The following is a 13,255-nucleotide window of genomic DNA, read 5'->3' as shown; positions in this document are numbered from 1 at the left end:
AGAATATCATGCGTAAAAGCCCACAAGCTAAATTGTTGGTGCTGAAGCATCGTGATTAAGGACGTTAGAGTCAATATGGGTAAATCGCTCGTTATAGTGGAGTCGCCAGCCAAGGCTAAAACTATCAATAAATATCTTGGCAAAGACTTTGTCGTTAAGTCGAGTGTAGGTCACGTACGTGATTTACCAACGGCGGGTCAAAGTACTGGTCAAAAGGCTGCTGCAGTTTCAACCAAGGGTATGAGCCCAGAAGATAAAGCTCGTATCAAGAAAGAAAAAGATCGCAAAGCTCTTATCAAAAAGATGGGTATCAACCCATACAAAGAGTGGGAAGCGAACTACCAAATCCTACCTGGTAAAGAGAAAGTCGTTGCTGAATTGCAAAAACTGGCTGAGAACGCAGACCATGTTTATCTCGCAACCGATTTGGATCGCGAAGGAGAAGCTATCGCATGGCACCTTCGTGAGATCATCGGTGGCGATGAAACGCGATACAAGCGAGTGGTTTTTAATGAAATCACCAAGAATGCTATTCAACAAGCCTTTGAAACTCCAGGTGAGCTAAATATTGATGGCGTAAACGCACAACAGGCACGACGTTTTATGGACCGTGTTGTTGGCTTTATGGTGTCACCTCTGCTTTGGAAAAAAGTAGCACGAGGCCTATCCGCTGGCCGTGTTCAATCAGTAGCGGTAAAACTATTGGTAGAACGTGAGCGCGAGATCAACGCCTTTATCCCTGAAGAGTTCTGGGATGTGCATGCTGATACCAAAACCGCAGAGAAAACCGACTTTAGACTGCAAGTCGCACAAAAAGACGGTGTTGCGTTTAAACCTGAAAATGAAGCGCAAACACAAGCTGCGGTGAGCGTTTTAGAAAAAGCGCAATACGAAGTATGTAAGCGTGAAGACCGCCCAACCAAGAGCAAGCCGTCTGCACCTTACATTACGTCGACGCTGCAGCAAGCGGCAAGTACGCGTCTTGGTTACGGCGTAAAGAAAACCATGATGCTGGCACAGCGCCTGTATGAAGCGGGTTACATCACTTATATGCGTACTGACTCAACGAATTTGAGTTCAGAAGCTGTAGAAGCTGCTCGTGAATACATTGGTTCTGAGTTCGGCGCTCAATATCTTCCACCTAAAGCACTTGTATATGGCAGCAAAGAGGGCGCTCAAGAGGCTCACGAAGCGATTCGTCCTTCAAGTGTAGATGTTAAGTCGGAAGACCTAAACGGCGTAGACGCAGACGCACACAAGCTTTACTCGCTAATTTGGAATCAATTCGTTGCGTGTCAAATGACACCAGCTCAATACGATTCAACGACAGTAAGCGTTAAAGCAGATGAGTACACGTTAAAAGCGAAAGGTCGTATTCTTAAATTTGATGGCTGGACTCGTGTTCAGCGTCCAATGGGCAAGAACGAAGATACGATCCTTCCAGCAGTACAGATCGGCGATAAGCTTGATCTCATTGCGTTAGACCCTAAACAGCACTTCACTAAGCCACCGGCTCGTTTCACTGAAGCGGCGCTAGTTAAAGAGCTTGAGAAGCGTGGTATTGGCCGTCCTTCAACATACGCATCAATCATCTCGACGATTCAAGACCGTGGTTATGTAAAAGTTGAGCAGCGTCGTTTCTATGCTGAGAAGATGGGCGAAATTGTGACTGACCGTCTAGACGGCAGCTTCAATGACCTAATGAACTACGACTTTACTGCTCGTATGGAGCAGAAGTTGGACCAAATCGCAGAAGGCGAAGCAAGTTGGAAAGGTGTGCTAGACAACTTCTTCGAAGACTTCACTGGCGATTTAGAAAAAGCAGATTTAGACGAAGACGCTGGTGGTATGAAGCCAAATCATATCGTGGAAACCGATATTGAATGTCCGACTTGTAGCCGTAAAATGGGTATTCGTACTGCTTCGACTGGTGTATTCCTTGGTTGTTCTGGTTATGCACTTCCACCAAAAGAGCGTTGTAAGACAACAATCAACCTTGGTGATGAAGAAGGCATTATCAACGTTTTAGAAGAAGACGTTGAAACCGCAGCACTTCGAGCTAAAAAGCGTTGTCCTATCTGTGAAACGGCAATGGATGCTTATCTGATTGATGATAAGCGTAAGATGCACGTATGTGGTAACAACCCGAACTGTGAAGGTTACGTGGTTGAACACGGCGAATTCAAAGTAAAAGGCTATGATGGACCGCTTGTTGAGTGTGACAAATGTGGTTCAGATATGGTTCTGAAGAATGGCCGTTTCGGTAAATACATGGACTGTACGAGTGAAGATTGTAAGAACACTCGTAAGATTCTGAAAAATGGCGAAGTAGCGCCACCTAAAGAAGATCCAGTGCATTTCCCTGAACTTCCGTGTGAAAACTCAGACGCGTACTTTGTTCTTCGTGATGGTGCGTCTGGCCTATTTATGGCTGCTAGCAACTTCCCTAAATCACGTGAAACACGTGCACCATTGGTGGAAGAGTTGGTTCGTTTTAAAGATCGTATCTCACCTAAGTTCCAGTACCTAACGTCAGCGCCGGTTGCTGACCCTGATGGTAAGCCGACAGTGGTTCGTTTTAGCCGTAAGACTAAAGAAAACTACGTTCGTACTGAAGTTGATGGAAAACCATCCGGTTGGACTGCGTTGTACATTGACGGTAAGTGGGAAGTTACGGATAAGCGTAAAAAGCCTAAAGAGAAGTAACTGAACGTTATTGATGAAAAAGCAGCCTAATGGCTGCTTTTTTTTGATCTAAATATGAGTAATTATGCAACTTGTTGATTCGGTGTTTCGCCTGCGAGAATATATTAAATTCATACCGGAAAATAAATGGTGGAAATTAATCACATCTTCTTATGCAACTTTAACGAGAATGTAACTTAATTAAAATATTGTAACTCAAAGATCAGTGTTTAGTTGTATACCTGATGTGTGTCGGGTGTTAATGTAATGTTTCGTCTAGACGGTGTAATGTGAGCTGCTTTAAGTCTTAGGAAAGCAATCAGCTGACTTACCACAGAATGGCGTATTAAAAATTGAATTCGACCGAAAAGTCGATAACGTATATAAAACCAAGTGCAAAGAATAGTGCACACATAACAACGTTTGGCTTAGGATATTGTCACTGTATGTGAATGGATATTCGCTAAATACCGAAATAAGTGTTAGTGCTCATCCCCCGGAGGAAGATACCTCTACGAGTACTGACATCGACAAGCTATAGATATATGGAGAATAAAATGGCTGGTGTATTGGGAATGATTCTTGCTGGTGGTGAAGGCTCTCGCTTAAGACCTTTAACTGAATCTCGCAGCAAACCCTCGGTTCCTTTCGGTGGTAGTTACCGCTTAATTGATTTCGCTTTGAACAACTTCGTTAATGCAGATCTAATGAAGATCTACGTATTAACACAATTTAAGTCACAGTCACTGTTCCACCATATGAAAAAAGGTTGGAATATCAGTGGTATAACAGACCGTTTTATCGACCCAATTCCTGCGCAAATGCGTAAAGGAAAGCGTTGGTACGAAGGCACAGCAGATGCTATCTACCAAAACATGGGCTTTATGGAGTTAGAAGAACCTGATCAAGTATGTATTTTCGGTTCTGACCATATCTATAAAATGGATATAAAACAGATGCTTGATTTCCATAAAGAGAAGAAAGCAGCGCTAACAGTTTCTGCACTGCGCATGCCTCTTGCTGAAGCATCAGAATTCGGTGTTATCGAGGTTGATGCTGACGGTCGTATGATTGGCTTTGAAGAGAAACCTGCAAATCCGAAGTCGATACCGGGCGATCCAGAATCAGCGCTCGTTTCAATGGGCAATTACGTGTTCGAAGCTAAAGAGCTTTTTGCTGAACTAACGGAAGATGCTGATAGAGAAGGTTCGACACACGATTTCGGCAAAGACATTATTCCAAATATGTTCCCACGTGGTGATGTGTTTGTTTATGATTTCAGCACTAACCGTATTACCGGTGAAAAAGAAGAAGTTTACTGGCGCGATGTAGGTACGATTGACGCGTACTGGCAAGCACACATGGATCTTCTTAAGAAAGATGCGCCATTCTCGCTATACAACCGTAAATGGCCTCTACACACATATTACCCACCACTACCACCAGCTACGTTTACTGATTCGGCAAATGGGCGAATTCAGATCATTGATAGCCTTGTGTGTAGCGGTAGTTATGTACGTGGTTCGCGTATTGAAAAGAGTGTACTGGGCTTCCGAAGCAATATCGCATCAGCGTGTGATATCAGTGAGAGTATCTTACTCGGTGATGTGAAGGTTGGCGAAGGTTGTATACTACGTCGTGTTATTATTGATAAAGATGCAGATATTGCACCAGGCACTCAAATTGGTGTAAACCTGACAGAAGATAAAAAGCATTACCACGTATCTGATGATGGCGTAGTAGTGATTTCTAAAGGAGCACGAGTTGGTTACTAAGACTCTCTCGGTACTTTTTGTAGCGTCTGAAGTTGAAGGCTTGATTAAAAGTGGTGGCTTGGCTGATGTAGCCAAGGCACTGCCGAAAGCGTTGCAAACACTCGAACAGGACGTTCGAGTGACTATCCCCGCATATAGAAACATTCCAAACATTGATTCAGCAGAAGTTATTTTATCGACTGAACTCGATCATTGGCCTCATACGGCTTACCAAGTTAAAAAACTGAATGTAGAAGGCATTCAAGTGTTTGGTATTGAATGTGCTAAGTATTTCGACCGACCAGAAATGTACGCAGAAAACAATCAAGCTTATGCCGATAACGGAGAGCGCTTCGCGTTCTTCAGTGCAGCCTGTCTTGATATGCTTCCTAAGCTTGGTTTTCAACCAGATATCGTTCATGTAAATGACTGGCATACTGGTTTCGTTCCTTTCTTGCTTAAATCGCGTTATCAACAACACGACTTCTTTGAAAATACGCGCAGTGTAATCTCGATTCACAATGCAGTTTTCAAAGGTGTGTTCGCATATGATGAACTGCAATTCCTTCCTGAAATGCACAGTCGTAATGTTCCGGAGGCGGCCGTCAGTGATACCCATGTGACTATGCTAAAAGCTGGGGTGCTGTGCGCGGATAAGGTGAACGCAGTAAGTCCTACTTATGCAGAAGAGTTGAAAACGGAATTAGGTAGCCACGGTATGGCGGCAGAATTCCAATACAGATCGGCTGATCTTTTTGGCATTTTGAATGGTTGTGATTACGGTGCTTGGAATCCAGAAACGGATGCTTTCCTACCTCGTAAATACAAAGCAACGAAGCACAGCATGGCTCGCGGAAAATCAGCTTGTAAGCAAAAGCTGCAACAAGACGTTGGTTTACCCGTTGCTGATTGCGCAGTTTATGGCATGGTTTGTCGTTTAACGAATCAGAAAGGTGTTCACTACTTACTGCCTATCATCGAGCAGTTCTTGAAAAACGACCTTCAGATTGTGATTGTCGGTACTGGCGATCCGGTTTTGGCGAGTCAATTGAAAGAGCTATCAGCACTTCACTCAGACAAGTTCTCGTTCGTAGAAGCGTACAATAATGAACTTGCGCACTTGGTTGAAGCGGGCTCCGATTTCTTCTTGATGCCTTCGGAATTTGAGCCTTGTGGTTTAAACCAAATCTACAGCATGGCTTACGGTACTTTACCGATTGTTCGTTCTGTTGGAGGTTTAAAAGACAGTGTGAATGATTACGATCAGGATCCTGACTTTGCGACTGGTTTTGCTTTTGAAGAGCCAACACCGCAAGCGTTACTGGCCGTATTGCATCGTTCATTGTTGCTTTACGCGCAAAACCCTTCTGAAATTAAGCGTGTTCAGCTTTACGCGATGCAGCAAGACTTTAGTTGGGAAGACGCGGCTAAAGAATATCTCGCTATGTACCATTCAGCACTTTAACTTATTGATTCAGTTTTAAAACTAGCCGGAACACAATAACAGCATGTGGTAAATTAAGGCGCTCTCATTGTAGAGTGCCTTTTTGTTTTCTGGTCAGAGCACATCACGTTTACGAAGACAAAGCTTGCAAACTCATTTTAGTCAGGTAGAACAGGTGAGGTAGATATTCATATGATTAATGATAGGTTTGACACTATTATCACTTAAAGTTCTTAATAGCGTGATATCCTTAGTCATTGCCTCGTGATGAGGCATAGCTCCATTCTAATAATTAAAGCGATAGGTATGTCTGAGAGTTTACTATTTCATAAAACATTTACTCACCCTACGAGCGATGAGTGGGTTGTATTTGTGCATGGCGCAGGAGGTAGCTCCTCCATCTGGTTCAAGCAGATCAAAGCGTATAAACAGCATTTCAACTTGCTGCTCATTGACTTGAGAGGGCATGGTAAATCAGACAACATACTTAAAGAACTGATTTCGAATCGTTATACGTTCAAATCGGTGACGCTTGATATTCTTAAAGTATTAGATCACCTCAAAATCCGTTCTGCACATTTCGTCGGCATGTCTTTAGGCACTATTATTGTTCGAAATGTCGCGGAGCTTGCTGCTGGCCGTGTACGCTCAATGGTCTTGGGGGGGGCCGTTACTAAACTTAACACTCGCTCTCAAGTCTTAATCAAGTTGGGTAACCTTAGCAAGCACATCATCCCTTACATGTGGTTATACAGCCTTTTTGCTTATGTTGTGATGCCGCAAAAGAGTCAGAAAGAATCACGCCACCTGTTTATCCGTGAAGCCAAAAAATTGTGCCAGAAAGAATTTAAACGCTGGTTTATCCTAACGGCTGATGTGAACCCATTGATGAAGTATTTCAAAGACAGAGAGCTGCCGATTCCGACTTTGTATTTGATGGGGGAGCGAGATTACATGTTCATCAAACCTGTTAAAGAGATGGTCGAAGCGCACGAGTCGAGCGAGTTAGTTGAAATAGCTAACTGTGGGCATGTATGTAATGTCGAAAATCCTGAAGAATTTAATCAGCACTCTATCGAGTTTATCCAAAAGCAAATTCAATGATTTTTAAGTCAGTGATCTGAACAGAATTGAAATAAAAACGGGAAGCTATTGTTAGCTTCCCGTTTTTGTTTAGAGGAGGTATCAGGTGAAGCGGTTAAGGCTTCATTAAGTCCACTTATTCAGGAGAGTTAGCTCCGCACTGCCAACAAGAACCGAATTGCGCCTCGTTGACTTCATGACACTCACCGCAACGCCACTCTTCATAGATGATCGAATCTTGTTGTTTTTGGTAGTCATTAACGATCGTGCGAGCTTTACTGGCCAATTCTGGCTCATATAACCACACGTAAGGGTCAGTTTCTTCCGTGAATGGGATTTCCCCTTTCAAACCGAACAACCCCTCACCACGGACTTCACAGGCAATATTCTCACTTTCTAACAATCCACAGATGATATGAGCTTCTGTCGGATTCGATGCACTGAAGATTTTCATTGAAATAGAACCTTATTCGACTATATGCGTTATTCAGCTACGGGTGTTGAGCGAAACTTATTCATCAACCATTTAGCAACAATTGGGAATATCCCCAATAACGCAAATGACAATAGTACTGAAGGGGAGACGATGCCCGAAAGTGAATCAATTTCTGCGAGCTGAGTACCAGCGTTCAAGAAAACCGCAGTCCCCGGCAACATCCCGATTTGACTCGTAATGTAGTAACGACTCACCGACATCGGTGTTAGACCCATCAACAGGTTGATAAGGAAAAACGGAAATACAGGAATCAGACGTAGAGAAAATAAATAAAATGCTCCGTCTTTTTCAACACCCTTATTAATCGTCGCTAATTTGTCACCAAATTTGGTTTGAATCCAGTCACGTAACAGGTAACGGCTACTCAAAAAGGCAAGAGTTGCACCGATCGCACTGGCGAAAGAGACCAAAAGTAAGCTATTCCAGAAGCCAAACAATGCAGCACCAAGAAGTGTAACAACTGCTGCCCCAGGAATGGAAAAGGCGGTGATCAATACATACGCAATGAAGTAAGTCGCTGCCGCTACAATAAAGTTACTTCCAATATAGTCATTTAGCACCGCTTGCTGTGCTTTGGCATTTTCCAGTGTGAGGTATTGGCCAAAGTTAATGCCTAATAAAACGATCGTTATGACCAATACAATACCCAATATCATTTTCTTACTCATTGATACTTCCTCAAATTTTCAATGCATACCATTAGTATAGATAGACAGGCAAAGCATAGATTAACTTTCACCAGATATAAAAAAAGCCGCAGTGAATGCGGCTTAGTTATGTATATAGTTTGCACTGACAATGTTAATTGACGCGATTGATAAGCTCTTCGCGACGCTGCTGCGGTATGACAGACCAATGTGTTCCATTGATTGCACCTTCTAGCGCCCACAGTAGTTCAATACTGACAGAGGACGCATGCGATTCCTTGATGGCGTTAAAGGCGTTTACAGAGCCAGATTCATATAAACGTTCTACGGAATCGATTCCTGCTTTTTTCAACATACGCTCAGTGGCGAGTCGAAGATTTGGTAGATCTTTGAGTCGGGTTGGCTTAGCAGAAGACTGTTCAGCTTTTTCTTCTTTAGCAAAACCCAGAGACGTCGTTGCGAGTTCCAAGATTTTCTCTTGGTCTTGCCACAGGCCTTCAGGTAAAGCGAAATATTTAGTAACGACAGGGAAACCACGTTTTTTGTAGACGTACGGTTGAAACCCTTGTTGTTCGAATTGCTTCGTTGTGCATTTGTCTGCTCGTATGTGCAACTGGTCATTTACAACCAGAGCAAACATAGTGTCATCAGCAAAAAGACCGAAGCCACCAAACATTGAGCGTGATTTTATTTTTCCTAGGGACTCAAATAACTTCATCGAGTCCTTTAGTATCGGTTTATCCATGTTATTTATCTCGGTGTATTTGAACTACGCCACCAAATAAGCAGGTCCGAGAGATTAGCAAAATGTTGCAATTAAATTGTCAATAAGCCGTAAATTACTAAATTATTAGTAGTTACTGCATTTTGCCATCGGTAACCCCGCTACCATACCAACAAGTGGTTTAGGCCGGAAGCTTTGCGTCTCACTCTTTCGAGTGGTTTGCCCTGTGCGTGACTGATTAAATAGAATAAAGTTTTTGTTGAATGAAGCTCACAGTTGATATTTCAAAATGTGATGTTGCTTCAATTAATGATCTTTCTGTTGTGCATCTGGGTTCATTATGGTTGCTGATAAAAAAAGCGCACCTAAAGGTGCGCTTGATGAAATTAAACTCAAATTGTCAATTAATTTAACGTTTTAACTGTACTTCGTTCAACAATTTCAGGGTGCATTTCGAAGACACGTTTTTCGTGATCTTTGTCTTTTATGCGCTCTAATAGAATTTCGAATGCATTCTTGCCAACACGACGCTTTGGTTGGTGAACGGTGGTTAACGGCGGGGAGAAGTATTCAGCCAGTTCGATATTGTCGTAACCGATCACCGAGATATCTTCAGGAATGCGAATGCCTTTTTCTTGCAAGCGGCTCATTAGGCCGAGAGCCATTGTATCGTTAAAGCAGAATACCGCCGTTGGACGATCTTCTATCTCAACGATTTGTTCTGCAGCAAGAACTGCCGTATCACACTCGAAGTTGCCTTCGATGATCATATTTTCATCGGCAGAAATCTTAGCTTCGTTGAGTGCGCGCTTGTAACCGGCAATACGTTCAACACATGCTGCTTTGTCTAAGTGGCCACTTAAACATGCAATCTTAGAGTGACCTCGTTCAATAAGGTATTTGGTCGCTAGGTAGCCACCTTCTTCAGAGTTATCGATGATCTTATCAGCTTGAGAACTCTCTGGTCCCCAGTCCATGATAACTTTAGGGATGTCAGCATGACGGTCTAACATCTCTCTTAGTTCTTCAGTTAGGTCAGAACACATAACTAAAATGCCATCTACACGTTTCTCTGCAAGCATTCGAATGTAGTCACGTTGCTTTTCATAGATGCCGCCCGTATTACACAGGATCAAAGTGTAACCTTGACGGTAGCAGTAACTCTCAACACCATCGATAACTTCAGAGAAGAATAGGTTAGTTGATTGAGTCACTAGCATACCTATAGTGCGTGTTGTATTGCACTTCAAGCTACGAGCAACAGCACTTGGTGCATAGTTCAGTTCATCTACCGCTTTGTTTACTTTTTCTTGAGTTGCTTCTGCAACAAAGCGAGTTTTATTGATTACGTGAGAAACGGTTGTTGTTGATACGCCGGCTAAGCGAGCGACATCTTTTATAGTGGCCATGGTTTTATCCTATTAGAAGCTACTTTCCCAAAGTACGGAATAAAGTAGCCGTTAAGCTACCTAACTAAGAGCTTAAATTTGTAGGGCTCTTTGGGTACTAAAGTGCTAAAAAACAAAAAACCGCTATTGAGCGGCTTGTCTTAACACCGAAATGCTCTGAACTTTAATAAGCATAGCATTTCGTGAATGTTTCATATTTTATCGTTTGCGGTCACAATTTTAGACTGACTAGAAATTACTCGCAATAAAATTCACCCAGAAATCCGGGTGAATTGTCACATTCTACTGAATTTATTTACCTAGTCATCCAATAAGCTATTCACCAGCTAAATATTGAGTGTCTAATTGACAGAATGCGAGTAGCAAAGATGAGACTGAAGCGTAGAAACCGAATTCATCAATGTCATGACATTTTACATTGAACTTTGGTACCCAAGTAAGCAGCTGCTGTTCAATAAACTGCTGTTGAATGGCGAACGATTTCTCTAGTTCTTCTTCAAGTTCAGTTTCGTTAGAACGGATGATCAGGTTGCCAAGGAAATCGAGTTCGATAGCGATGTGGTCTGCTGGCTCTTTTAGGTCTTGGTTCACCACTAAGTTGTGTTTAGCCATGATCTCTTCCATATCTTTTGCTGGTTTATCGTTCAAAAGGCCAGTTTCGCCGATATACATCGAAGCGTAAGGAAGAGCGCCGTGTTTATCTGTCTTTAAGAAAAGATCGCAAAAGTCTGCAGACAGCTCTAGCTGAGCATCTTCACGTGTTTGTAGACGGTTAAGCGCATCTACTAACTTATCTATCGATGGTTTTAGTGTTTGATTTTCGCCTAAACCAGTTAGGAAAGAACGAATTTCAACAGAGTGGTAGTGATCGAGTTCTTCTTGAGTGAGCTCTTTAGCGAATAAGCTTGATAGCCACCAGTATATTTCTGCTCTTTGCTCGTTGAATGCTTTCGTATCTTTCATTTCTTAGATCCTGATTTAGTCTTGCGGTGTTACTTATATGTATCTTGAAGTTACTTGTGTAGAAGCACACCAAGGCTGAATAACAAGGTTATTTGCGAAAAGCAAAGTTACTCGTTAGTAGTAATGCCTATATTGAATTGCGATGGACGATAAATAGCAAGGTTTAAGATTGTCTTGTATCAAAAAAGATTCATCTTTCTGGCTTTTATCTCGTGTACCACTAGAATTGTTACGAGTTATGAATAGAATGGTCACTGAAACTATTAAATAAGAAAAGTGGTGTAGATGAGCTATCACGTATTAGTCGTAGAAGATGATGTGGTAACCCGCAGTAAACTGGTTGGGTACTTCCAGAACGAAGGTTACACAGTGAGCGAAGCAGAAAGCGGTGCTCAAATGAGAAACGTGTTAGAAGAAAACAACGTTGACCTCATTATGCTAGACATCAACTTACCAGGCGAAGATGGATTGATGCTAACTCGCGAATTACGCAGTCAATCAGACATTGGAATTATTTTAGTTACTGGACGCACGGATAGCATCGACAAAATCGTTGGCCTTGAAATGGGCGCTGACGATTACGTTACTAAACCCTTCGAACTTCGCGAGTTATTGGTTCGAGTTAAAAACCTACTTTGGCGCATCTCTGCCGCTCGTAAAACAGCAGCGGGCGCAGTAGAAGAAACATTAGATGAGTCTGTGGTTCGTTTTGGTGAGTGGACATTTGATATCCCTCGTCGCGCGTTAAGCAAAAACGGCGAACCGGTGAAACTGACTAAAGCAGAATACGAACTGCTAGTGGCTTTGTCTTCTTACCCTAACCAAGTATTAAGCCGCGAACGTATTCTGAATATGATCAGCCACCGAGTAGACGCACCTAATGACCGTACCATCGACGTACTTATCCGTCGCATGCGTGCAAAAATGGAATTTGACCCTAAGAACCCACAAATCTTTGTGACGGTTCATGGTGAAGGTTACATGTTCGCTGGTGACTAATGTTCTTCGTGAACCTTTAGTCAGCAACGACATGTGAACGAAAAAGCCGAGACATCATTGATGTCTCGGCTTTTTTATTGCTTCTCGGTTGTCGTTATTGAACTGACAGCCTACGAATTGTTTTGCGATTCCACCTGCCAATAGGCTGAGTTAAACATAAGGCAAAGAGAAATATTAGGTTGAGTTTACTGAGCCGCAGAAACTTCACCGTCTGTCTCTATCAAGATCGAAGGCTCAGTAACAACAACTGGTTCTTCCGAAATATCGTTACTGGTGTCTAGCCAGTCGCGTAGGCTTTGCCAGACCAATCCCATGGTTTCGTGCCAATAACGCTCAGTCTGTTCAAGATAGGCTGCTTTAGGCATGTATTTATTCCAAGGTTGCAAAACCCCTTTCTGAGCGAGGTAGTTGGTTGGAGCTGGTAATGGTTTCATGCCTGCAGCATGGAATTCATTGAGTGCGCGAGTCATATGGCTCGCAGATGTCACCAACACCATCCTTTTGTTTTTAACAAATGCTGCAGCTTGACGAGCTTCTTCCCAAGTGTCTTTTGCTGTTTCAAGTAAAATGATGTCTGGTTTTGCAACGCCAAGAGCTAGCGCAACCTTGGCCATCATTCTTGCATTACTGACTTCAGTAGCTCCGCCATAGCCAGATAAAATGAGTTTTGCACCAGGGTAAAGGCGTAGAATACGAATCCCTTCACTCAAACGCATCAAACCTGTGCGGCTAAGCTCTGATGTTGGTGGGATTTGGTCGTCTACGACATGACCACTTCCAAGGACCATTACATAATCGACGGTTTCGTCGACAGGTAAAAAAGCGGTGTGTTGCCTTTCCATTGGCATTAAAAGTTGACTAGAAACTGGCTGGAAAGCGATTAGGAAAATACCACATAGGGCTGAAAGGGTGATTAGGCAACCAGTCTTCCTTTTGGTAGTAAACATCACTAGGGCTAAACCCAGAAAAGCGAGAATTAACATTGCTGGTAGTGGCATCAATAGTGAAGACACTACTTTTTTCAGCTCAAACATATCCGAATAGTCCGAAA

The 13,255-nt window shown here is 42.7% G+C and carries 11 protein-coding genes and 1 riboswitch; of the genes, 5 read left to right on the top strand and 6 right to left on the bottom strand.

The genetic code is table 11. From position 1 onward, the window contains the following. Positions 1–75 precede the first annotated feature (75 nt). The 4 genes from topA to OCV56_RS10305 all read left to right on the top strand — a co-directional run bounded on the left by topA (position 76) and on the right by OCV56_RS10305 (position 6,987). Positions 76–2,706: a type I DNA topoisomerase gene (topA, locus tag OCV56_RS10320; RefSeq protein WP_086713702.1), complete on the top strand. Its 2,631-nt coding sequence runs from the start codon at positions 76–78 to the stop codon at positions 2,704–2,706. 536 nt (positions 2,707–3,242) lie between these two features. Next, the gene (gene glgC, locus OCV56_RS10315) at positions 3,243–4,460 is read left to right on the top strand and encodes a glucose-1-phosphate adenylyltransferase (RefSeq protein WP_017062102.1); all 1,218 of its coding nucleotides are present in this window, start codon (positions 3,243–3,245) and stop codon (positions 4,458–4,460) included. After that, on the top strand, positions 4,450–5,904 hold the full coding sequence (gene glgA / locus OCV56_RS10310; RefSeq protein ID WP_086713701.1) for a glycogen synthase GlgA: 1,455 nt from the start codon (positions 4,450–4,452) through the stop codon (positions 5,902–5,904). The genes glgC and glgA overlap by 11 nt, the downstream gene beginning before the upstream one ends. Positions 5,905–6,189: 285 nt before the next feature. Next, entirely contained in the window at positions 6,190–6,987 is a 798-nt protein-coding gene (locus tag OCV56_RS10305) for an alpha/beta fold hydrolase (protein WP_086713700.1), read from the top strand. Positions 6,988–7,102: 115 nt separating this feature from the next. On the opposite strand, the gene OCV56_RS10300 is transcribed toward OCV56_RS10305, so the two are convergent. The 5 genes from OCV56_RS10300 to torD form a co-directional block, all read right to left on the bottom strand. Beyond that, positions 7,103–7,420: a putative signal transducing protein gene (locus OCV56_RS10300; RefSeq protein ID WP_086713699.1), complete on the bottom strand. Its 318-nt coding sequence runs from the start codon at positions 7,418–7,420 to the stop codon at positions 7,103–7,105. Between the two features lie 29 nt (positions 7,421–7,449). Beyond that, positions 7,450–8,130 carry a TVP38/TMEM64 family protein gene (locus tag OCV56_RS10295; protein ID WP_086713698.1) on the bottom strand — a complete coding sequence of 227 codons (681 nt, stop codon included), beginning with the start codon at positions 8,128–8,130 and terminating at the stop codon, positions 7,450–7,452. A gap of 133 nt (positions 8,131–8,263) precedes the next feature. After that, positions 8,264–8,854, bottom strand: a complete 591-nt coding sequence (locus tag OCV56_RS10290; protein ID WP_086713697.1) for a TfoX/Sxy family DNA transformation protein — start codon at positions 8,852–8,854, stop codon at positions 8,264–8,266. A 127-nt stretch (positions 8,855–8,981) separates the two neighbouring features. Next, positions 8,982–9,067, bottom strand: a riboswitch (cyclic di-GMP riboswitch). 170 nt (positions 9,068–9,237) lie between these two features. Next, positions 9,238–10,242 (bottom strand): HTH-type transcriptional repressor PurR, encoded by a 1,005-nt coding sequence (gene purR / locus OCV56_RS10285; RefSeq protein WP_086713696.1) that lies wholly within the window; start codon positions 10,240–10,242, stop codon positions 9,238–9,240. Between the two features lie 315 nt (positions 10,243–10,557). Further along, complete coding sequence (torD, locus tag OCV56_RS10280; protein WP_086713695.1) at positions 10,558–11,205, bottom strand: molecular chaperone TorD; 648 nt, start codon at positions 11,203–11,205, stop codon at positions 10,558–10,560. Between the two features lie 285 nt (positions 11,206–11,490). On the opposite strand from torD, the gene torR reads away from it, so the two are divergent. Next, on the top strand, positions 11,491–12,204 hold the full coding sequence (gene torR / locus OCV56_RS10275; protein WP_086713694.1) for a two-component system response regulator TorR: 714 nt from the start codon (positions 11,491–11,493) through the stop codon (positions 12,202–12,204). 185 nt (positions 12,205–12,389) lie between these two features. Here the strand turns inward: torR and elyC are convergent, their stop codons facing one another. After that, positions 12,390–13,238, bottom strand: coding sequence for an envelope biogenesis factor ElyC (gene elyC, locus OCV56_RS10270; RefSeq protein WP_086713693.1), 849 nt, complete (start codon positions 13,236–13,238; stop codon positions 12,390–12,392). Positions 13,239–13,255: the final 17 nt, after the last annotated feature.

Origin of the sequence: Vibrio gigantis, from assembly GCF_024347515.1 — a bacterium.
Taxonomy (GTDB): Bacteria; Pseudomonadota; Gammaproteobacteria; order Enterobacterales; family Vibrionaceae; genus Vibrio; species Vibrio gigantis.
The sequence above is the reverse complement of the archived record's forward strand: the minus strand, read 5'-3'. Positions and strand labels throughout refer to the sequence as shown.